We start from the raw sequence: 20,566 nt of genomic DNA, 5'->3' as shown, positions 1-20,566 counted from the left end.
GGCCCAATAATTCACAAATGCGGCCGTCTTTCGGTGCGGGACACGGCGAGCAAATCTGTTCGGACGTCTTTAATGTCTCGCCGGGGTCAAAAACTATCCGGCGGTCATTGCACAAAGTTTGAAAAATTGTCGCCATTTTCATTGACGCATGGGGTCAGCTTAGCTATAATATTTAAGAATTGCTGACCGGATACTGATCAGTGGTTACATCGTTTTGGAGGGAGGGAAATAACACATGGCTAAGACAGTTGTTAAGAAAAGCGAATCTCTCGACGATGCACTGCGCCGTTTCAAGCGGACCGTATCCAAGGCAGGCACATTGGCAGAATACCGTAAGCGCGAATTCTACGAAAAGCCTAGCGTAAAGCGTAAGCTCAAGTCTGAGGCGGCTCGTAAGCGTAAGAAGTACTAATCTAAGGACTGATTGAATATGGCATTAACCGATGCTTTGAATCAGGATTTGAAGAGTGCAATGAAGGAGCACGACAAGGTTTCATTGAACGTTATCCGTGCGATTAAGACTGCGCTAACAAACGCCAAGATTGCCTCCGGACACGATCTCAGTGAAGACGAGGAACGTTCCGTACTTGCAACAGAGCTCAAGCAGCGGAAGGATTCACTTGAACAATTCGAAGCTGGTAACCGTGAGGACTTAGCCGAAGAGATTAAGGCCGAGATTCCAGTTGTCGAAAAGTACTTACCGGCGCAACTTGATGAAGATGCCGTCGCCAAACTCGTTGACGAAGCAATTGCTTCTGTCGGCGCGACAAGTCCAAAGCAATTTGGTCTCGTTATGAAGGCCCTTATGCCTAAGGTAAAGGGTCAGGCGGATGGTGCCCTCGTAAGTAGCATCGTTAAGGCAAAGCTGAATGCCTAACGGAAAGGACCTGGATGAGAATCCGGGTCTTTTTTTGTGCTGGGAGAATAGCGGCTCAGCACATACTCGCCCACATCCGTAGCGGAGCGAGCGCCTATTTAATGACCCCAATTATGCACATAACGGACACGTGCGGGTTTCTGTATCCACCAGATTCATGGCGACAGCTGTATAATTACGTCACAAACCGCGCGGTTGTTGCATTATATGCTAAAATATAACCACGGACAAGGAGGACTGTCGTTGGCAGAAGAAACTGTTTCCAAACGCTTTATTTTGAGTAACACCGACCAGATGATTAGCTTGATTGGTGTGAATAATCAAAACCTGGACACGATTGCGCAGGAACTCGGCGTCACGCTCAGCCAGATAGGCGATGAGGTGCGCATCGAAGGTGATCCGCATGCCGGGAGCTTGGCTTATCAAGTACTCAGCAAGTTGAGTGAGTTGTTGCAGCGCGGCATCGGAATTGCCCAGCCTGACGTCATCAGCGCCAGCAAAATGGCTAAGAAGGGCACACTGGATTATTTCTTAGATCTATACAGTGAGAGCCTCATCAAGGATGCTAAGGGTGCGCCGATCCGCGTCAAGAACTTTGGCCAGCGTCAGTACGTGAATGCGATTAAGCACAATGCGATTACCTTCGGGATTGGCCCCGCGGGTACCGGTAAAACTTACCTCGCCGTTGTCATGGCGGTTGCCGCACTCAAGGCAGGCGAAGTTGAACGCATCATTTTGACGCGACCAGCGGTTGAGGCCGGTGAAAGTCTCGGGTTTCTGCCGGGTGACATGAAGGAAAAGGTTGACCCATACTTGCGACCTATTTATGACGCTTTGCACGCGGTTCTGGGGACGGAGCACACCGCGCGGCTCATGGAACGCGGTGTCATTGAAATCGCGCCGCTGGCCTACATGCGTGGGCGGACGCTTGACACTGCCTTCGCAATTCTCGACGAGGCGCAGAACACGACGCCGGCCCAAATGAAGATGTTCCTGACTCGTCTGGGGTTCAACTCCAAGATGATTGTGAATGGGGACATCTCGCAAATCGATTTGCCGAACAAGAACAAGAGTGGCTTGATTCAGGTGCAACACATCTTGAAGCACGTTGACCGGGTCAAGTTCGCCTACTTCAGCGCCGATGACGTTGTGCGCAACCCAGTCGTGGCGAACATCATTGCCGCCTACGATGAAGCGGACAACGCGCAGCAAGTTCGGCAGGCGCAGCACACAAAGGAGCAAAAGTAATGGACCTGACACTATTTGACGATGACAAGTTACTCGATGAGGCGCACGAACAACTCGTGCGTAAATTGGTCGACTTCGCAGCTCAAGAGCTGCAGTCAGCAGACGACACTGAGATGTCGATTACCATCGTCAGTGACGATGAAATTCGCCGGATAAATCGTGAGTACCGTAATACCGATCGCGTGACCGACGTCATCAGTTTCGCCATTGAAGATGGGGAAGACGAGGATCTCAGTGGGTTCGACGGCATTCCGGAAAATATCGGCGACCTCTTCATCGCACCGGGCAAGGTGCGCGAACAGGCGCAAGATTATGACCACAGTTTTGAACGCGAACTCGGATACACCGTTGTCCATGGTTTCTTGCACCTGAACGGTTACGATCACATTCAACCTGAAGATGAGCAAGTGATGATTCCGCTTCAGGAGAAAATTTTGTCTGCCTATGGCCTCGAACGGTAAACAGGTCGGCAAGAACAAAACCTGGCCCCAGTCATTCCGGCATGCACTTGCTGGGGTGGCTTTGTTGCGCCATGAACGTAATGCTCGGCTTGACCTGGTCTGGGCATTGCTCAGCATGGCTGCGGCCACACTGCTGCGTTTGCCGTGGCAACGCTGGATAGTTTTGCTACTGGTCATTGTGAGTATGTTTGCAGCCGAAGCACTCAATACAGCAGTCGAGCGGACAGTTGACGCGGCAGTCGGGCCACACTTCAACAAACTAGCCGGCCAAGCCAAAGATTTGGCGGCAGGGTTTGTGTTGCTGGTCGCACTGGGCGCGGTCATCAGCGGCCTGTGGATCTTCGGTCCGGCATTGTTGCAGTTACTCTAAGCAAATGGAGATTGATAGTATGACTAAAGAAAAACTGATGCAGGCGGCCATCGCTGCCCGCAAGAACGCGTACATTCCGTACTCGCATTTTGGCGTGGGGGCGGCCGCTTTGACCAGCGATGGCAGAGTGTTCACGGGTGCCAACATTGAGAATGCCTCCTACGGCCTCACCATGTGTGCCGAGCGCAACGCCTTATTTGCCGCAGCGAGTGCCGGTTATTACGAAATCAGCGAACTCGCTGTGGTCGCCGACACCGATGCCGGCGTTGCCCCTTGTGGTGCCTGCCGGCAGGTAATGACCGAATTCATGGCGCAGGACGCCCCAGTTTACCTCGGCAACCTGCATGGCGAAATTGACGACACGACCGTCGCTGCCTTGTTGCCCGGATCATTTGTCAAAGGAGATATGCACAATGCCTAACGAACCAAAACACCGTTCCGGCTTCGTCGCCATCATCGGCCGGCCTAACGTCGGCAAGTCAACCTTCATGAACCGCATCCTGGGTGAGAAGGTCGCCATCATGTCGCCAAAGGCACAGACCACCCGTAACAAGATTAACGGGATTTACACCCAGCCAGACGCCCAGATTGTGTTTGTGGATACACCTGGTATTCACAAGCCACAAAATGAGCTCGACGAATACATGGACCAGGCGGCACTGTCGACTTTGAACCAGGTGGACGCCGTGCTCTTCATGGTTGCAGCTGATGAAGAACCTGGTCGCGGGGACAAGTGGATCCTCAACGAACTGGAAAAAGTCAAGAGTCCGGTCTACCTGCTGATTAACAAAATTGACCTGGTGCACCCTGACGACTTGTTGCCCCTCATCACGGAGTACAGCAAGATGCGCGACTTCAATGAAATCTTCCCAATCTCTGCAACGATGGGTAACAACGTGGACGACTTGCTCGCTAAACTGATTGCAGACCTGCCAGAAGGTCCGCAATACTATCCAGATGACGAACTGACCGATCACCCGGAATACTTCGTTGTTGGCGAACTGATTCGTGAAAAAATTCTGGAACTCAGCCACGATGAAGTGCCCCATGCCGTTGCTGTCGTGGTTGAACGGATGAAGGATTACGTTGGTGGCAAACTCCAGATTGAAGCCAATATCTTCGTTGAGCGTCCTGGACAAAAGGCCATCATCATCGGCAAGGGCGGCTCCATGCTGAAGCAAATCGGGATTAAGGCCCGCCGTGATATTGAAACACTGCTCGGTGAGAAGGTGAACCTGAAGCTCTGGGTGAAGGTACAAAAGAACTGGCGGGATAACAACGCCTACCTGCGTACCCTTGGTTACAACAAGAAGGACCTGCGCTAATGAGTCGGGCACCAGAAGACTTTCGGGGGCTGATTATTGCCCGCTATAACTATCGCGAGAGCGACATGCTGGTCAAAATGCTGACAGACCGCTTCGGTAAGCGCATGTTTTTGTTCCGACGGGCCCGTAAACCTGGCTTCAGGATGGCGGCGGCCATTTTACCGTTTACGGTGAGCGATTTCGTGGGGACCATTGCGTCCGGCTCTGGTCTGTCCTACGTCAACACGGTGCGGGGCACAGTGCAATTTAAGCAGATTAGTAGCGACTTGGAACTGAATGCCTATACCAGTTACATCTTGGCCCTAGTTGACCTCGCGTTTGATGAAGACCAGGCCTTGCCGCAGTGGTTTGCCTTCACCGAACAGGCCCTCAAACTCATCGACAGTGGCACTGACCCGCAGATAGTTACCAACATTGCTGAGATTCAATTGCTGCCGAGTTTTGGGGTTGGTCCCAATTGGCGCGGTTGCAGTGTTTGTGGACGCAGCGACTTACCACTTGATTTCTCGGACAAATACGGTGGTTTGCTTTGCAGCAATCACTGGGAGCTTGACCCGCGGCGTTACCATGCCAGTCAGCGCTGTGTATATTACTTACGGTTATTTTCACAAACAGACTTGTTGCAACTCGGCAAAGTCGCCGTTCGCGAAGACACGCGGCGTGAACTGCGGAATGTCATTGACCGGATTTACGACGGTTTGGTCGGCATTCAGCCTAAGGCCAAGCGTTTTCTTGATGAACTGAACGGCGCGGGCAGTCATATTCAAGCGTTGAAGCCGCGCCGACGCGACGAAAATCACCCAGACACTAGCAATTAATTTTATCTGTGCTAGAATGGATAACAGTTTAACAGGCGATGAGAAAAAGGGTTGCTGCGCGCGTAACCAGCGAGTTCGGGAGAGTGTGAGCCGAGCGGATCCGCGTAGTAATTGGCGTTTTTGAGCCACTTCCGAAAGAGCGTGTGGTTTTGTGATGAACCGCACGAAATAGGGTGGAACCGCGCTGATGAAGCGTCCCTATGCCAGTTTTGGCATAGGGGCGTTTTTTATTTTCTCATCGGTACCAGAGTAACTGTCCACAGGGGTACTTGGCGTGATGCCTGGCCTGTCCCGTGAACCAAACAAAAAGGAGACTGAGCATTGGTTAAGAAAATGAATGTTCAAACGATGATCCAGACACTGCAACAGTTCTGGGGCAGCAAGGGCTGCATGTTGATGCAGTCCTACGACACGGAAAAGGGTGCGGGGACGATGAGCCCGTACACCTTCCTGCGCGCCATTGGTCCTGAACCTTGGAACGCCGCTTACGTGGAACCTTCCCGCCGGCCAGCCGATGGCCGTTACGGGGAAAACCCGAACCGCTTGTACCAACACCACCAGTTCCAAGTGGTCATGAAGCCATCACCAAAGAACATCCAGGAATACTACCTGGATTCGCTGCGTGCCCTGGGCATCGAACCACTTGAACACGATATTCGTTTCGTTGAAGACAACTGGGAAAACCCATCCATGGGTTGTGCCGGTGTTGGTTGGGAAGTTTGGCTGGACGGGATGGAAGTTACCCAGTTCACGTACTTCCAAGTTGTCGGTGGCCTTGAAGTTTCGCCTGTTACGAGTGAAATCACGTACGGTGTGGAGCGCTTGGCGTCCTACATCCAGGATGTGAACTCCGTCTACGACCTCGAATGGGGCGACGGTGTCCTTTACGGCGATATTTTCAAGGAACCAGAATACGAACACTCCAAGTACTCCTTTGAAGAAAGTGACCAGGACATGTTGCTGCGCTTCTTCAACGACTATGAAAAGGAAGCTTGGCGCCTGATGGACCTTGGTCTGGTGCACCCAGCCTACGATTACATCCTCAAGTGCAGCCACACCTTTAACTTGCTCGATGCCCGTGGTGCGGTCTCCGTTACCGAACGTGCTGGTTACCTGAGTCGCATCCGTAAGATGGCGCACAAGGTTGCCCGTGCGTTCGTTGAAGAACGCAAGAAGCTTGGGTTCCCACTGCTCAAGCACGAAGAAGCAAAGGAGGACAAGTAACATGGATTACTTACTTGAAATCGGCCTCGAGGACATGCCTGCCCATGTCGTAACCCCAAGTTTGAACCAGCTCGCCCAGAAGACGGCCAAGTACCTCAAGGAAAACGGCCTGGCTTTTGGCGAAATCAAAAAGTACGCAACGCCGCGCCGCCTGACGCTCCTGATCTCCGGCCTTGCTGCCAAGCAGGACGACGTCAGTGAAGACGTGAAGGGTCCAGCCAAGAAAATTGCCCAAGATGCTGACGGCAACTGGACGAAGGCAGCAATTGGTTTCAGCCGCGGTCAAGGCATGACGCCTGACGACATCATTTTCAAGGAAATCAAAGGTACCGAATACGTTTACCTGCACAAGGAAATCGCCGGCAAGCCTGCCGCCGACATTCTGGCTGGTCTCATCGATGTTGTGAAAAGTTTGACTTTCCCAACCCGGATGCACTGGGGTCAGTACGACTTTGAGTTCATTCGTCCTGTGCACTGGATTGTCAGCCTGCTCGATGATCAGGTGGTGCCAATGCAGTTGCTAGATGTTGCAGCAGGGCGGACCACGCAGGGCCACCGCTTCCTCGGCCACGCTGTTGACATCAAGAAGCCTGCGGACTACGTCGAAGCACTGCGCGGCCAGAAGGTCATTGTTGACCCGAACGAACGCAAGCAGCTCATTGCCGACCAGATTAACGCCATCGCTGACCAGAACAACTGGACCATCGATTTGGACGCGGATTTGCTCGAAGAAGTCAACAACCTGGTGGAATTCCCAACGGCTTTTGCCGGCAAGTTCGACGCCAAGTACCTGCAGATTCCGGAAGCCGTTCTGATTACGTCTATGAAGGACAATCAACGTTACTTCTACGCTCGCGACAACTCTGGCAAGATGGTTAACGTGTTTATCGGGGTGCGCAACGGGAACGCTGAACACCTGGACAACGTCATCCGCGGTAACGAGAAGGTACTGACTGCACGTCTTGAGGACGCTGCCTTCTTCTACGCTGAAGACCAGAAGAAGACGATTGCAGATTACGTTGCGCGGTTGCAGAACGTGTCCTTCCACGAAAAGCTCGGTTCACTGGCTGCCAAAATGCAGCGCGTACAAGTGATTGCCGGTATTCTGGCCACCAAGTTTGGGCTGACTGACACCGAGGCTGCCAATCTGCAGCGCGCTGCAAGCATCTACAAGTTCGACCTCGTAACCGGGATGGTCGGCGAATTCGCTGAACTGCAGGGCACCATGGCTGCGCACTACGCTAAACTGAACGGTGAAAATGCCGTTGTCAGCCAGGCACTGGGTGAGCAGTACATGCCAATTGCCGCTGAAAGCGACTTGCCGCAAAGCAAGGTGGGCACGATGCTCGCCATGGCGGACAAGCTGGACACACTGCTCAGTTTCTTCGCCGTTGACATGATTCCAAGCGGGAGCAACGACCCGTACGCACTGCGGCGTCAGGCATACGGGATTGTCCGGATGCTCGCTGCCCACGGCACGTCACTGCCACTGCTGGACCTGCAAAAGGAAATCAGCTCGGCACTGGCTGCCAAGAACCTGAGTGCTAACTTGGATTACGACAAGAACGCTACTGCAGTTGTTGACTTCTTCCAGGATCGTGTCCGCCAGCTTTTGCAGCTGGGCAAAACACGCCACGACATCATGGACGCCGTCACCGCTCGGCCGGTTGCTGACGTGACCGAGGAACTGCAAGCCGCTGAAATTCTCAGTGCTGCTGCCAAGCAGGATGACTTCAAGGGGAACGTTGAGGCGCTGACCCGGGTTGTGCGGATTGCCGCAAAGAATCCAAGCACCGGCAATGTCGAGGCTAAGCTGTTTGAAAATGACAGTGAAGGCGCTCTGAACACCGCGGTTAACGCCTACGCCCAGCAGGCCACCACGATGGTTTCGACCGCTGATTTTGCTGCGCTGCGCGCCTTAGCGCCAGCCATCAACGCGTACTTTGACGCCACCATGATTATGGCTGACGATGAAGCCGTGCGGGCCAACCGTTTGGCACAAATGAGCCAGCTGGCACAACTGGTCGCGCGTTACGGTGATTTGACCGCAATTCTGACCAAGTAAACATTTGAAATCTAGTTGCATTAGCGCTATACTTTAGTTTGCGCTTTTATGCAGTTGTTGCAAAAAGTCGCACCCTCGTGGAGCGACTTTTTGCGTGGTAAACACTGATTGTGAGGTGACGGTTGTGGCTCGAATCCCCGAGGATAAAATCACGGAGATCAAAAACGCGGTTAACATTGCGGATTACGTCGGGCAAACGGTGCAACTGAAAAAACAGGGTAAAAACCTGTTTGGCTTGTGTCCGTTCCACGACGAAAACACACCTTCCTTTACCGTCAACGAAGAAAAGCAGATTTTCAGTTGTTTCTCCTGTCATCGCGCTGGGAACGTGTTTAAGTTTGTTGAAGAACTCGACAAACTCAATTTTCCCGAAGCGGTGAAGAAGGTTGCGGATTACGCCGGAATTCAGCTCGATGTTCAGAGCAACACATACAGCCGGCCAGAAAATCCCCGCCTGCAGCGGCAGAAGCAGATTCTGAAGATGTGCGAAGATTTTATGCACCACCTGCTCCTCAACACCGAGAGTGGCAGTGCTGCCCTCAAATACGTTGAGGGTCGCGGGATGTCGGCTGCAGTCATTGATCATTTTGGCATTGGCTATGCGCCCGATGACGCCAAGCTGATGGGTACCTTTTTGCGCCAGCAGCAAGTCACGGACGATGAGATGCGTGCCAGTGGCATGTTCTCAGAACGTGATAACGGGCAGCTGAACGGCCGCTTTGTGAACCGGGTGATGTTTCCGCTACGTAATGAGCGCGGCGAGACAGTCGGTTTTTCCGGCCGCCGGATGAGTGACCAGCAGAATGCTAAGTACCTGAACAGCCCAGAAACGGAGTTGTTCAACAAGAGTCAGCTGCTATTTAACCTCGACGAAGCCCGCAGTCATGCGCGTAGTGGTGAGCCCGTTTACCTATTTGAGGGGTTCATGGACGTCATCAGCGCCTACAGTGCCGGCGTGCACAGCGGTGTTGCCTCCATGGGGACGGCGCTGACCAGTCAGCAAATTCAGATTATTGAACGTACTGGCAAGCAGTTGGTGGTTTGTTACGATGGTGATCAGCCTGGGCAAGACGCCACACAGCGGGCACTAACTTTACTCCGCGGCAGCTCATTGACAGTTTCTGCCGTCATTTTGCCTGGTGGCGTGGATCCGGACGAATTCATTAAGCAAAAGGGCGCCGAAGCGTTCCAAAAGCAGCTGCAATCCGTCCTGACGCCCACCGCTTTCTCGTTGCGCTACCTCGCAGCGGGCGTGGACATGGCCAACGACCACGCGAAGCTGACCTATATCAATAGCGCATTGCAGCAGATTCAATCTGTGACCGACGGTGTTGAGCGGGCGCTGTACATGCAGCAATTGGCCGATCAAACGGGCATGCCGCAAGACGTGCTCCAAGCAGAGCTCGACAAAATGCCGCAGCAAACACAGTCCGCATCCACCAGTAGCACTGGCGGCGACCAATACTTCCCGCCAGAACCGCCGGCTGACGCATATGCGCAAGATTACGGCGCCGCGCAATATGGCCCTGAGCCAGCATGGCCTGAGCAGGATACCCAGGCACCGTCAGATTATGCCACAGGCGTTAGTCCCAGCGGTAGAGTCGACCGCCGCTTAAGTCGCTTGCAGCTTGCAGAACGTGACTTGCTGGCGTACATGCTGACAGATGCGGAAACCACCCTGGCAGTTGCGGCTGAGCCGCACGAATGGGGCGATGATGATTTGGGCGCGCTCATCAGCGAGTGGCTTCAATATGCGCAGGCACACGAGCCGGTTATCGGCACAGAGCCAGATTATGAAGATTTTCTGGCGCGACAAACTGGTGATCAGGCAACACTGATTAGCACCTGCCTCAGTGTGACCTTGCCGCCAGTCGAGACCGAAACGGTGCAGAATCTGCTCGCGGTCATCGACGAAGGCTTGCTCAAGGAGCAGTTAACTAAGATTAAAATGGCGCTGAAGGATGCCAAACGTCTCGGCGACGGGCAGCGGCAGCTAGAACTCAGCACCAAGTACTTCAATTTAATGCGGCGTGTGCAAGCACAACGCTAACAAAAATGGAGGAATTTGAATGGCAAGCAAGGAAAACGAGTACAAAATGGCGCTCACCGCGGTCATTAAAGACCACAAGGCTAAGCATCAGGTTTCCACTGATGAATTGGCTGACAAATTGGTCAAACCCTTCGAGCTGAAGAGTGACGCGGTTGATGACATGATGCAGCGGGTCGAAGACGCCGGCATCAGCATCGTTGACGCTAGCGGTGAACCTGCTACCGCAGCGCTCAAGGCGCAAAAGAAGGTCAGCAAGAAGGAACTGAATGATACCTCCGCACCAAGCGGTGTGAAGATCAACGACCCAGTCCGGATGTACCTGAAGGAAATCGGTCGTGTTCAGCTGCTGACGGCGGACGAAGAAGTTGCCCTTGCACTCAAGATCGAACAGGGCGACGAGGAAGCCAAGCAGCGCCTGGCCGAAGCCAACCTCCGTCTGGTTGTCTCCATTGCTAAGCGTTACGTTGGGCGGGGAATGCAGTTCCTGGACTTGATTCAGGAAGGGAACATGGGTCTGATGAAGGCCGTTGAGAAGTTTGATTACCGGAAAGGGTTCAAGTTCTCTACCTACGCAACCTGGTGGATTCGTCAGGCAATTACCCGTGCGATTGCGGACCAGGCCCGGACAATCCGGATTCCAGTCCACATGGTTGAAACTATCAACAAGTTGATTCGGATTCAGCGGCAGTTGCTCCAGGACCTTGGTCGTGAACCAGTTCCTGAAGAAATTGGTGCCGAAATGGACATCCCAACGGAAAAGGTTCGCGAAATCTTGAAGATTGCGCAAGAACCTGTTTCTCTTGAAACCCCAATCGGTGAAGAGGACGATTCCCACCTGGGTGACTTCATTGAAGATGCGGACGCTACCAGTCCTGAAGACCACGCAAGCTACCAGTTGCTCAAGGAGCAGTTGGAATCCGTTCTCGATACACTGACTGATCGTGAAGAGAACGTGCTCCGCCTGCGCTTTGGCCTTGATGACGGCCGCACCCGGACACTTGAAGAAGTTGGTAAGGTCTTCGGCGTTACGCGTGAACGTATTCGCCAGATTGAAGCCAAGGCGCTGCGGAAGCTGCGCCACCCAAGCCGTTCCAAGCAGCTCAAGGACTTCCTCGAATAGCAAATTAGATGGCCCCCGTGCACAGACGTGTACGGGGGCTTTTTGCTGTCCGTCAGCGTAAGTGTTGAAACTTTCAATCAAATCATCCGCAAGGATGAAAATAGTGGTTAGACCGAAGGTCGGAACTGGGCCGGATTAGCTTTGCTCCCGGGAAGGGCGTGCGTGGGACCGTTCCAGCCAGCTGCGCTGTCTTCCACTGGCGATTTTGCCGCAAACCCGCCGGCAAAATCCCGCTCCTAACGAAAATGGCAGTGTACATTTCGCACGAAGTTCATGTGCGAAACATACACTGCCATTTTCGTGGGCACGCACACCCTTCCCGTCCGCTGCCACCAATCCGGCCCAGTTCCGACGAGCATTCACACGACTGTGGCGACGAAAGTTTCAGGTTACACTAGCGGAATCACCAAACGAAGATGGACAAGCACTGGAAACAGTGGTGCAGCAATCTGTACACTGCGCTCTCGAGCGTGTTGGATACCGCTACCGTGACCTTACAAGTACTGGGGATAGTTAATCGCTCATTTTCTAGCCGGACGTCTATCCGACGTTTCGGTACGTTGTCACTCGGCCATGGGGTGTTTCCAACACAGTAACATGTTGGCCACGGAGGTGGTGGTGTGCTTGGGCGAAGCGCAGGGAACGGAGTCGGGCGAAAAGATGATTGTTTGGAGACAGGACGGCCGTATTTGCCGTCGTGGCTGCACACAATCATCTCGGGAGCGCGGAGTTGACGCTGTTCTTGCGGCAACTCCGCCAGCGAAAGACCGCGACAGCGGCCTGAAGCGGTCCCCGCCCGACGTAGTTCCCGGAGCGTAGCCCAAGCGCACCACCGCCGGAATTGCCGACTCCACCGCCTTGCGGCGGTATGAAAACAGCTTAAAGTGCAGGTCGCGCCCTTGCGGGCACGGACTTACGCTGACGGACATCGACAGGAATTTCGCATGGGTGACAGTTGATGCGGGCATTGCGGGGAGATTGTATGTATAATAAAGCTTATAAACACTACAGGAGGTCGCTGCATCCATGAGCATTGAAATCGAGTTAAAACCGCTGCGTCACGACCAGCTAGGCGAATTTTGGCAGCTTGCTTACAGCAATCCACACGCGGAGTGGGCGAAGTGGAATGGCCCATACTTCCGGGACGAAATGCCGACCCGGCGTGAGTTCGTTGAAGACATTGGCATTAACGAATTCGAAGATAACCCGAACCGCCAAATTATCTGGGCGAATGGCCGGATGGTCGGAATGGTTTCTGCTTATTTTGATGACGGCGCGCTTTTGCGCTGGCTCGATGTGGGCATCACCATCTATGACGACAGTATGTGGGGAAAAGGTATCGGGACAGCTAGCCTGGAATTGTGGATTACCCACCTGTTTACCCGCATTGACCTACCACACATCGGGCTGACAACGTGGTCCGGCAATAAGCGCATGATGACGCTCGCTGAAAACCTGGGCATGACGCTGGAAGCACGGGTACGCCAAGTGCGTTACTGGCAGGGCAAGTACTGGGATTCGGTCAAGTATGGCGTTTTGCGCGATGAATGGTTCGCTAAACACGGTCAAAATTAAAGAGGTTGAGGTAAATAAATGGTTCACTTGAGTAAGAGATTACAAGCTATCGCTGATTTTGTTGAGGATGGAGACCGCATTGCCGATATTGGCACTGATCACGCCTTTTTGCCCATCGCACTGGTGGAAGCGGGCCGAGTGCCTTTTGCCATCGCAAGTGACGTTGGCGCCGGTCCTGTTGCCATCGCAAAGCAGAACATTGCGGATGCCGGTCTGAACGCCAAAATTGACGTGCGTCTCGCCGACGGGCTGCAGGGCATTAGCGAAAACGACAACCTGGACACCGTTGTCATTGCCGGAATGGGTGGTGAGCTGATTGTCAAAATTCTCGCTGCTGGCATCAGCCACCTCGATGGTACCGAAAATCTCGTTCTCAGTCCGCACCGTGATACCGACCAGGTGCGGCAGTGGCTGTCGGACAATGAATTCGGCATTCTTGACGAAAAGATTCTGGAGGACGAAGGTCACGTGTACGAAGTCATGTTGGTTGGCCACACCGTGCCAGACGTTCCTTACAACGCGGCGGATCTTGCCTTTGGCCCTGTACTTCGTAAAAAACGCAGTCCACTGTTTCTCAGCAACCTCCAGCGCCGTGAAGAAGCGCTACGCCGCGTTCTCAATGGCCTGCAGGATGCCGCTGATAGCGACGAAATTGAACTCAAACGGGCAGACGTTGAAGCCGAACTGGATTTAGTTGAGGGCGAACTCAATGACTAGCGCACAACAGATTGTCGATCGTTTCGAACAATACGCACCGCGCAGTTTGGCCGTTCCTGGCGACCCAATCGGGTGGCAACTGGGGAACCCGGAAGCCGAAGTCAAAAAGGTACTCGTGACGCTCGATGTCCGGCCAGAGGTTGTCGCCGAAGCCGTTGCGGGACATTTTGACTTTATCTTCGCGCATCATCCCGCGATGTTCGTCCCTGCACATAACCTGGACGAACGGGTACCGCAAAATCACATGTACGCCGAACTTTTGCGCCACAACATCACAGTGTACGGCGCGCACACGAATCTTGATAATGCGCGACCCGGGATGAACGACTGGCTTGCCGACGCGCTGGGTTTGACTCATGTTGAGCCCTTCATCGATGCCGGCGAACTCAGCGGCATGGGCCGAATTGGTGAGCTTGAAGCGGCCATGCCTTTGGCGGATTTAGTAGAGCTGGTTAAGCAGCGTTACCAGTTGCCAGCACTGCGCATTGTTGCGCGCGACACCACGCGCTTGGTCCAAAAAGTCGCCATCCTTGGCGGCTCCGGTGCCAAGACGTTTACCGACGCCCAGACAGCGGGAGCTGATGTGCTGATTACCGGCGACATTACTTACCACACCGGGCATGACATGCTGGCGGCAGACATGCCCGTGATCGACGCTGGTCACCACATTGAGCAAATTATGAAGACACACGTGGCCAACCTGCTGACGCAGTGGGCAGCCGAAAATGAGTGGGCGATTACGGTCGCGTACTCGCAACTGAACACCGATCCGTTCACGTTCATGTAAACCAATACCCCGTCAACCGAACAGCGATAATTCTGCGTTTCAATGAATTATCGCTGTTTTTGTCGGATGCGAAAGGATAAGCAAGATGACCACTGAACAAGCGCTATACGATTTTACGAAGAAAGAATTACTGCGCCGCTATCCCAGCGGCTGGGGCGGTGTTGCCGGAATGCGCCTAAGTGACGGCACTTTTATTAGCAGCATTTCACCCGATTTTCCGAATGCGGGTTCCAGTGTGTGCATGGAGCTCGGCGCGATGCTCGAGGCCGCGAACCGTGACTTAGCGGTGACACACACGCTTTGTCTGGTGCGCGAGGATGAACACGCACCCATCAAAATTCTGACGCCTTGTGGCATCTGCCAGGAGCGTTTAAGTCTGTGGGGAAGTGCAGTGCGTTGCGGTATCACGACAGCTGACCCCACAAGCTTGCACTTTGCCAGCCTGCAGGAACTCCAGCCGCACCACTGGTTGCAAGTTTATGCAGATGAGAGCAAGTAAGCGCGGCAGCGTGAATGCAGGAGGGGCACTATGCAGATAATAATTGCGCCTGCCAAAAAGATGCGGGTGGCCACGGATGACTTTGCGCCAACTGCCAAGCCAGAATTTTTGGCACAGGCCACAACTTTACTCGACTGTATGCAAAATTTACCACTGCCTGAAATGCAGGCCATTTGGCAATGCAGTGACAAACTCGCGCGGACGGCTTATGCCACACTGCAGGACACTAAACTTACTGGGCCATTAACCCCCGCAATCATGGCCTACGTGGGTATTCAGTACCAAAGCATGGCGCCCGAACTGTTTACTGAACCAGCGTTAGCTTACGTCCAAAAACACTTGCGGATTCTGTCTGGTTTCTATGGCGTCTTGCGACCATTCGACGGCATCGTGCCTTACCGCCTTGAGTTGCAGAGCAAACTGCCCGTGAATTCTGCCGCGGATCTGTATCGCTTCTGGGGCAGTCGCCTGCACGATGCCCTCAATTTTGCCAATGGCCCCGTGCTCAATCTGGCCTCCAAGGAGTACAGTCGCGCAATTGCGACGCACCTGCGGCCAGGCGAACAGCTCATTGATATTGTTTTTGGCCGTCTGGAGCGAGGCCGCGTCAAAATGCGGGCAACGCGGGCGAAGCAAGCTCGTGGCGCGATGGTGCGGTTCATGGCGGAAAACAACGTTCAGGACCTCGCGAGTCTTGAGCAATTTGATGATCCGCAGTATCGTTTTGCGCCACAACTATCTTCGGACAAGCAGTTGGTATTTTTGGAAAACGCATAATCAGCATGCCAAAAGAAAAGCCGCAAGCCATCTCGATTGGGGATGACCTGCAGCTTTTACTTTTTGAACAATGGCAACATGATTAGTGCAGGAGTGGTGCAATCCAGTTCGTCCACGCCCACGAAACCGGCATGACGAGAATCATCGCGGGGATCATGTCCGCGGTTGGGAACATCTTGACCTTAACCATGCGGAACCCAGTGGCAAGCATCAGAAAGCCACCAGCCGCCTTGAAGTCCAGAATCATGTCCGGTGTGGTCAGTGGGAAAATCAGCTTAGCCGCCAGGAAGAGGATAAACAGGATAATGAACTGCGGAATCGCAATGACGGAAACCACGTAACCGAGGTTCGTGGCAAAGATGGCTGCGGTGAAGAAGTCGAGAATCGACTTACTAATAAGAATGGTCGCATCCCCGGTCATCCCGTTGGTCAGCGCCCCGTAAATCCCCGTTCCGCTAGCACAGAAGAGCACGATGATGGTGGTGAGGGTGGCGATGAAGTCGCTCTCGCTCATGTCCGGCTTAGTCGGGATAATTTTGCTAATTCCCTTTTGCATCAGTGCAGCACCCTTGTCGATGCCCTGACCAAAATGCAGGATGAGGCCGAACGCCGTCCCGATAATGACGGCAAAAATGACGGCGGGCATGTTCTTCATTGGGGCGATGGCGTAAATCCCCATCCCCATGGAGCACGCACCGAAGATCATGTTGATCTGTTCCTTAAAGTTTGCGGACATGTAATGACCCGCAAAAGCGCCACAAATCCCACCAATCAAGGTGGAGAGGGCGTTAATAATGACACCAGTTGGCATAGTGATTCCTCCCAGATTATTTTGACGGGCAATGCCCTGTCAGTGCAATAATGTCGCTTATATGCAACGTTCATGCTTAAGTCTAGCAAGGACCTTGAGGGGATACTATTCAAAAAGGTATATTATTAATTCCAAAGAGGAATGGTAGAATACAAGTAAACTTATAACCGACAAGGACGGCGGGTACATGGACATCAACAAACTGATTACCTTCACCACTCTGGCAGCGACTGGTAGTTACACCGAAACGGCGGGGGATTTATTTCTGACACAGTCAACGGTCTCCAAGCACATTTTGGCCCTGGAAAAAGAACTGGACACCATTTTGTTTAACCGGAGCAATCGGCAAGTGACTTTAACGCCCGCCGGTGAACTGCTTTTGCCGCACGCCCAGCAGTTGGTGGGGGACTACCGCCAGATGCTGACGGCGGTGCGCGAATTCAAGGAACACAAAGCTCTTGAACTCAATGTGGGCACAATTCCAACACTGAGTCACTACGAAGGTTTCGTTCTACTAAGTAAGTTCCACGCGTTGCACCCAGAAATTGCGCTGCACATTCAGGAATACGAAGCCAAGCCGCTGTTAACCGCGTTGCGCGCCGGCAGTGCCGACGTCATCTTCCTGCGCGCCTTCCCGGATGAGAATTTAGACCTGGAATCCACTGCATCAGAAAGTGATTCCTCCGTGATTGTGCTGCCAAAGACGCACCCGCTGGCAGCAAAAGAAGTGCTCACACTCCAGAATATTAAGGATGAACAGCTTTTGGTGCTTGGTAATTCCAGCCGCTTATTCGAGCCCATCATGCGCCGCTTCACAGCCGCCGGCATCAAACCGCAACTGGCCTACCAAGGTAAGCGCATCGACATGATTATGGACATGATGGTCAGTGGCATGGGCATCGCCATCATGATGCAAAAAAGCGTCAATCTCGACGACTATCCCAGCTTGGTCGTTCGCCAGATGGCGCAGCCAATTATGAGTAAGGTGTGCTTTGCACGCCGTTCCAGTGTGGGTAATCCGGCCATGGAACTGTTCTGGCGGTTCTTGCAAGATCAAGACACGCCGCTGCGGCCATAAATTACCGAAAACCATCAATCCGTCATGAGAAGGGTTGATGGTTTTTGCGGACACTGGGTTTTGAATTCCATTTTGGAATCACAGCGACTGCAAAGTGAATTGCTACCGCCCGCTATCCGCCAGATAATGAACCTCGTAAGCTACGGAAACGGAGGAAACAATATGACTACTGAACATTATGACCTGCGTAAGGTCATTGAAGAATTAAAGCAGCTCCCTGGTCAGTACCATGAAACCGACCTCGAAGTTGATCCTGACGCCGAACTCTCCGGTGTGTACCGTTACATCGGTGCCGGGGGCACGGTTAAGCGGCCAACTCAGGAAGGTCCCGCAATGATGTTTAACAACGTCAAGGGCTTCCCCAACAGTCGTGTGCTCATCGGGGCGCTCGCGAGCCGCAAGCGTGTCGGGGCCATCATGCACCACGACTACCACACACTTGGCCAGTACCTGAATGAAGCCGTCAGCAACCCAGTTTCACCTGTGATTGTCGGCAAAGACGAGGCGCCAGCACAGGAAGTTGTGCACATGGCAACGGATGCGGACTTTGATATTCGCACCTTGCTCGCTGCACCAACCAACACACCACAGGATGCCGGTCCATACATCACGATGGGGGTTGTACGCGGCTCTTCGCCAGACGGCAAGCAACACGACGTCACCATTCACCGGATGGTGCTGGAAGATAAAGACACCATCGGCATGTACATCATGCCCGGTGGTCGCCACATTGGCGCCTTCCTGAAGGAATACGAGGCCCAGGACAAGCCAATGCCAATTACCATTAGTATCGGTCTGGACCCAGTGATTCCCGTTGGGGTCACCTTCGAGCCACCTACAACACCACTTGGCTACGACGAACTCGCAGTTGCAGGTTCAATTCGTCAAGACCCTGTGCAGCTTGTTCAAGGTGTGGCCGTGAACGAAACCGGGATTGCGCGTGCAGAGTGGATTATTGAAGCCGAGATTCTCCCGAACACGTCTATGCAAGAAGACATTAACACCAACACCGGTTTTGCGATGCCTGAATTTCCTGGCTACAACGGGACTGCCAACCCAGCCGTGCACGTGGTCAAAATTAAGGCGGTTACGCACCGTAAGGACAACCCAATTGTACAGACCACAATCGGCCCTTCCGAAGAACACGTCTCAATGGCCGGCATTCCAACCGAGGCTTCCATCCTCAGTCTGACCGAACGGGCGATTCCGGGTAAGGTTGTAAACGTCTACAACCCACCAGCCGGTGGTGGTAAGCTCATGACCATCATGCAGATTCACAAGGACGACGAAGCCGATGAAGGGATTCAGCGGCAGGCGGCATTGCTCGCATTCTCCGCGTTCAAGGAACTGAAGACTGTCATCCTGGTTGATGAAGACGTTGATATTTTCGACATGAACGACGTCATCTGGACACTCAACACGCGTTTCCAGGCCGACAAGGACATCATGGTACTCGAGGGGATGCGTAACCACCCACTCGACCCATCCGAACGGCCTGAATACGACCCAGCGCGCATCCGCGTTCGGGGAATGAGTTCCAAACTCGTGCTCGATGGCACCGTGCCATTTGACATGAAGGACCAGTTCGTCCGCGCACCATTCAAGGAAGTCAAGAACTGGCAGGACTACTTGAAGTAACATTTTGCCGGCCGCGTGCCGGTATACATATCATGGTAAGAGCAGCCGCGCAGGTGGCTGCTCTTGCTAGCAAAAGGGGTAATGCAAGATGAAAAAAATTGTGATTGGGATTACAGGGGCATCAGGCACCATTTACGCGCTGGATTTGCTGCAGCGCTTAGCGACGAATCCAGACGTGGAAACACATCTGGTGATGAGCAAGTGGGCCAAGGAAAACCTCGCGCTTGAATCTACCGGTTACAAATTGGCCGACGTGAAAGCCCTGGCCGACTATGTCTACGACGAGCGGGATATGGGTGCCCGCATCGCGAGCGGCTCCTTCCAGCACGACGGGATGGTGATTGTACCCGCCAGCATGAAGTCCATCGCCAGCATTGCCACCGGTTTAGGGGACACCCTCATTGGGCGGGCCGCAGACGTGACCTTGAAGGAGCGGCGGCAGCTGATCATCGTGCCACGCGAATCGCCATTTAACCAGATTCACCTGGAGAACATGCTCAAGTTGTCGCGCATGGGTGTCGACATCATTCCGCCAATCCCGGCCTTTTACAATCACCCCAAGACCATCGCCGACCTCATCAAGCACAACACCATGAAACTCATGGACCACCTGCACATTCCCACCGACATTGATGGTCGCTGGGATGGCATGCAGTCAGCAAGGAGGGCGTTGCAAAATGACGACAAGTAGCGAACGCGTGGTGTTTGAAACGGAGCGGGCGGGCTACCGCATCAAGGCGGTCGTTGAGCGCCAAACACAAGACCTCATTGTGCAGGTCATTGGCGGCGACGTCCCGCATTACGGCGTTGTGACCGCCATCCAGCCGACAGGCAAACCGCAAACTATCAGTTTGCCGAGCCGACCGGGGCACGTGCACCAGGAAAAAGTCCTGACTTTTGCCATGGCGCATGCCATTCAGCCTGTACTCGAGGGTAACGCGATGATTATCAGCGGGATGCACGTGAACGACATTAGCGATGCACAAATGAAGGCCGCTATACCGATGGTGCAAGAACTGGGGCGGTCAGTCGCCAAGTGGATTCAGGCGCACCCAACAAGCAAACCTGAGGTCAGCTTCGCACCGGGAAAACATCACCACCATCAGGATTAAAAAAACACTCGCCA

General features: G+C 53.6%; 22 protein-coding genes. 21 read left to right on the top strand and 1 reads right to left on the bottom strand.

Going from position 1 to position 20,566, the window contains the following annotated elements; genetic code table 11:
• The first annotated feature begins 235 nt into the window (after nucleotides 1-235).
• The 17 genes from rpsU (at nucleotide 236) to yaaA (ending at nucleotide 15,913) form a co-directional block, all read left to right on the top strand.
• Nucleotides 236-412, top strand: coding sequence for a 30S ribosomal protein S21 (gene rpsU, locus EKM97_RS01055; RefSeq protein ID WP_125570421.1), 177 nt, complete (start codon nucleotides 236-238; stop codon nucleotides 410-412).
• An 18-nt stretch (nucleotides 413-430) separates the two neighbouring features.
• Nucleotides 431-877: a GatB/YqeY domain-containing protein gene (locus EKM97_RS01050; protein WP_125570420.1), complete on the top strand. Its 447-nt coding sequence runs from the start codon at nucleotides 431-433 to the stop codon at nucleotides 875-877.
• A gap of 243 nt (nucleotides 878-1,120) precedes the next feature.
• Nucleotides 1,121-2,125 (top strand): PhoH family protein, encoded by a 1,005-nt coding sequence (locus tag EKM97_RS01045; protein ID WP_125570419.1) that lies wholly within the window; start codon nucleotides 1,121-1,123, stop codon nucleotides 2,123-2,125.
• A complete protein-coding gene (ybeY, locus tag EKM97_RS01040; protein ID WP_125570418.1) occupies nucleotides 2,125-2,586 on the top strand; it encodes an rRNA maturation RNase YbeY in 462 nt (153 codons plus the stop codon). The genes EKM97_RS01045 and ybeY overlap by 1 nt, the downstream gene beginning before the upstream one ends.
• On the top strand, nucleotides 2,570-2,956 hold the full coding sequence (locus tag EKM97_RS01035) for a diacylglycerol kinase family protein (RefSeq protein ID WP_125570417.1): 387 nt from the start codon (nucleotides 2,570-2,572) through the stop codon (nucleotides 2,954-2,956). The genes ybeY and EKM97_RS01035 overlap by 17 nt, the downstream gene beginning before the upstream one ends.
• A gap of 19 nt (nucleotides 2,957-2,975) precedes the next feature.
• Nucleotides 2,976-3,377, top strand: coding sequence for a cytidine deaminase (locus EKM97_RS01030; protein ID WP_404820194.1), 402 nt, complete (start codon nucleotides 2,976-2,978; stop codon nucleotides 3,375-3,377).
• Nucleotides 3,370-4,281, top strand: coding sequence for a GTPase Era (gene era, locus EKM97_RS01025; RefSeq protein WP_125570415.1), 912 nt, complete (start codon nucleotides 3,370-3,372; stop codon nucleotides 4,279-4,281). Before EKM97_RS01030 ends, era begins: the two co-directional genes overlap by 8 nt.
• The gene (gene recO, locus EKM97_RS01020) at nucleotides 4,281-5,099 is read left to right on the top strand and encodes a DNA repair protein RecO (RefSeq protein ID WP_125570414.1); all 819 of its coding nucleotides are present in this window, start codon (nucleotides 4,281-4,283) and stop codon (nucleotides 5,097-5,099) included. The genes era and recO overlap by 1 nt, the downstream gene beginning before the upstream one ends.
• Nucleotides 5,100-5,420: 321 nt before the next feature.
• Nucleotides 5,421-6,323, top strand: a complete 903-nt coding sequence (glyQ, locus tag EKM97_RS01015) for a glycine--tRNA ligase subunit alpha (RefSeq protein WP_125570413.1) — start codon at nucleotides 5,421-5,423, stop codon at nucleotides 6,321-6,323.
• A gap of 1 nt (nucleotide 6,324) precedes the next feature.
• Nucleotides 6,325-8,388, top strand: coding sequence for a glycine--tRNA ligase subunit beta (gene glyS, locus EKM97_RS01010; protein ID WP_125570412.1), 2,064 nt, complete (start codon nucleotides 6,325-6,327; stop codon nucleotides 8,386-8,388).
• A 94-nt stretch (nucleotides 8,389-8,482) separates the two neighbouring features.
• Nucleotides 8,483-10,438, top strand: coding sequence for a DNA primase (gene dnaG, locus EKM97_RS01005; RefSeq protein WP_125570411.1), 1,956 nt, complete (start codon nucleotides 8,483-8,485; stop codon nucleotides 10,436-10,438).
• Between the two features lie 19 nt (nucleotides 10,439-10,457).
• Nucleotides 10,458-11,558 (top strand): RNA polymerase sigma factor RpoD, encoded by a 1,101-nt coding sequence (gene rpoD, locus EKM97_RS01000; protein ID WP_125570410.1) that lies wholly within the window; start codon nucleotides 10,458-10,460, stop codon nucleotides 11,556-11,558.
• Nucleotides 11,559-12,584: 1,026 nt separating this feature from the next.
• On the top strand, nucleotides 12,585-13,133 hold the full coding sequence (locus EKM97_RS00995; RefSeq protein WP_404820193.1) for a GNAT family N-acetyltransferase: 549 nt from the start codon (nucleotides 12,585-12,587) through the stop codon (nucleotides 13,131-13,133).
• Between the two features lie 18 nt (nucleotides 13,134-13,151).
• On the top strand, nucleotides 13,152-13,850 hold the full coding sequence (locus EKM97_RS00990; RefSeq protein WP_125570409.1) for a tRNA (adenine(22)-N(1))-methyltransferase: 699 nt from the start codon (nucleotides 13,152-13,154) through the stop codon (nucleotides 13,848-13,850).
• A complete protein-coding gene (locus EKM97_RS00985) occupies nucleotides 13,843-14,637 on the top strand; it encodes a Nif3-like dinuclear metal center hexameric protein (RefSeq protein ID WP_125570408.1) in 795 nt (264 codons plus the stop codon). Before EKM97_RS00990 ends, EKM97_RS00985 begins: the two co-directional genes overlap by 8 nt.
• An 85-nt stretch (nucleotides 14,638-14,722) precedes the next feature.
• Complete coding sequence (locus EKM97_RS00980; protein ID WP_125570407.1) at nucleotides 14,723-15,136, top strand: cytidine deaminase; 414 nt, start codon at nucleotides 14,723-14,725, stop codon at nucleotides 15,134-15,136.
• 30 nt (nucleotides 15,137-15,166) lie between these two features.
• A complete protein-coding gene (yaaA, locus tag EKM97_RS00975) occupies nucleotides 15,167-15,913 on the top strand; it encodes a peroxide stress protein YaaA (protein WP_125570406.1) in 747 nt (248 codons plus the stop codon).
• A gap of 82 nt (nucleotides 15,914-15,995) precedes the next feature.
• On the opposite strand, the gene EKM97_RS00970 is transcribed toward yaaA, so the two are convergent.
• Nucleotides 15,996-16,724, bottom strand: coding sequence for a DUF554 domain-containing protein (locus EKM97_RS00970; protein ID WP_125570405.1), 729 nt, complete (start codon nucleotides 16,722-16,724; stop codon nucleotides 15,996-15,998).
• A gap of 187 nt (nucleotides 16,725-16,911) precedes the next feature.
• Between EKM97_RS00970 and EKM97_RS00965 the strand changes: the two genes are divergently transcribed.
• The 4 genes from EKM97_RS00965 to lpdD all read left to right on the top strand — a co-directional run bounded on the left by EKM97_RS00965 (nucleotide 16,912) and on the right by lpdD (nucleotide 20,552).
• Nucleotides 16,912-17,802: a LysR family transcriptional regulator gene (locus EKM97_RS00965; protein WP_125570404.1), complete on the top strand. Its 891-nt coding sequence runs from the start codon at nucleotides 16,912-16,914 to the stop codon at nucleotides 17,800-17,802.
• 162 nt (nucleotides 17,803-17,964) lie between these two features.
• Nucleotides 17,965-19,440, top strand: a complete 1,476-nt coding sequence (locus EKM97_RS00960) for a UbiD family decarboxylase (protein ID WP_125570403.1) — start codon at nucleotides 17,965-17,967, stop codon at nucleotides 19,438-19,440.
• 88 nt (nucleotides 19,441-19,528) lie between these two features.
• Complete coding sequence (locus tag EKM97_RS00955) at nucleotides 19,529-20,131, top strand: UbiX family flavin prenyltransferase (RefSeq protein WP_125570402.1); 603 nt, start codon at nucleotides 19,529-19,531, stop codon at nucleotides 20,129-20,131.
• Complete coding sequence (gene lpdD / locus EKM97_RS00950) at nucleotides 20,118-20,552, top strand: prenylated flavin chaperone LpdD (RefSeq protein ID WP_125570401.1); 435 nt, start codon at nucleotides 20,118-20,120, stop codon at nucleotides 20,550-20,552. Before EKM97_RS00955 ends, lpdD begins: the two co-directional genes overlap by 14 nt.
• Nucleotides 20,553-20,566: the final 14 nt, after the last annotated feature.

Origin of the sequence: Lacticaseibacillus songhuajiangensis (assembly GCF_003946025.1) — a bacterium.
GTDB lineage: Bacteria > Bacillota > Bacilli > Lactobacillales > Lactobacillaceae > Lacticaseibacillus > Lacticaseibacillus songhuajiangensis.
The sequence above is the reverse complement of the archived record's forward strand: the minus strand, read 5'-3'. Positions and strand labels throughout refer to the sequence as shown.

Coding starts and splice junctions, on each gene's coding strand:
- rpsU (WP_125570421.1), top strand. CDS start 236: ATGGCTAAGACAGTTGTTAAGAAAAGCGAATCTCTCGACGATGCACTG.
- EKM97_RS01050 (WP_125570420.1), top strand. CDS start 431: ATGGCATTAACCGATGCTTTGAATCAGGATTTGAAGAGTGCAATGAAG.
- ybeY (WP_125570418.1), top strand. CDS start 2,125: ATGGACCTGACACTATTTGACGATGACAAGTTACTCGATGAGGCGCAC.
- EKM97_RS01035 (WP_125570417.1), top strand. CDS start 2,570: ATGGCCTCGAACGGTAAACAGGTCGGCAAGAACAAAACCTGGCCCCAG.
- EKM97_RS01030 (WP_404820194.1), top strand. CDS start 2,976: ATGACTAAAGAAAAACTGATGCAGGCGGCCATCGCTGCCCGCAAGAAC.
- era (WP_125570415.1), top strand. CDS start 3,370: ATGCCTAACGAACCAAAACACCGTTCCGGCTTCGTCGCCATCATCGGC.
- recO (WP_125570414.1), top strand. CDS start 4,281: ATGAGTCGGGCACCAGAAGACTTTCGGGGGCTGATTATTGCCCGCTAT.
- glyS (WP_125570412.1), top strand. CDS start 6,325: ATGGATTACTTACTTGAAATCGGCCTCGAGGACATGCCTGCCCATGTC.
- rpoD (WP_125570410.1), top strand. CDS start 10,458: ATGGCAAGCAAGGAAAACGAGTACAAAATGGCGCTCACCGCGGTCATT.
- EKM97_RS00995 (WP_404820193.1), top strand. CDS start 12,585: ATGAGCATTGAAATCGAGTTAAAACCGCTGCGTCACGACCAGCTAGGC.
- EKM97_RS00990 (WP_125570409.1), top strand. CDS start 13,152: ATGGTTCACTTGAGTAAGAGATTACAAGCTATCGCTGATTTTGTTGAG.
- EKM97_RS00985 (WP_125570408.1), top strand. CDS start 13,843: ATGACTAGCGCACAACAGATTGTCGATCGTTTCGAACAATACGCACCG.
- EKM97_RS00980 (WP_125570407.1), top strand. CDS start 14,723: ATGACCACTGAACAAGCGCTATACGATTTTACGAAGAAAGAATTACTG.
- yaaA (WP_125570406.1), top strand. CDS start 15,167: ATGCAGATAATAATTGCGCCTGCCAAAAAGATGCGGGTGGCCACGGAT.
- EKM97_RS00970 (WP_125570405.1), bottom strand. CDS start 16,724: ATGCCAACTGGTGTCATTATTAACGCCCTCTCCACCTTGATTGGTGGG.
- EKM97_RS00965 (WP_125570404.1), top strand. CDS start 16,912: ATGGACATCAACAAACTGATTACCTTCACCACTCTGGCAGCGACTGGT.
- EKM97_RS00960 (WP_125570403.1), top strand. CDS start 17,965: ATGACTACTGAACATTATGACCTGCGTAAGGTCATTGAAGAATTAAAG.
- EKM97_RS00955 (WP_125570402.1), top strand. CDS start 19,529: ATGAAAAAAATTGTGATTGGGATTACAGGGGCATCAGGCACCATTTAC.
- lpdD (WP_125570401.1), top strand. CDS start 20,118: ATGACGACAAGTAGCGAACGCGTGGTGTTTGAAACGGAGCGGGCGGGC.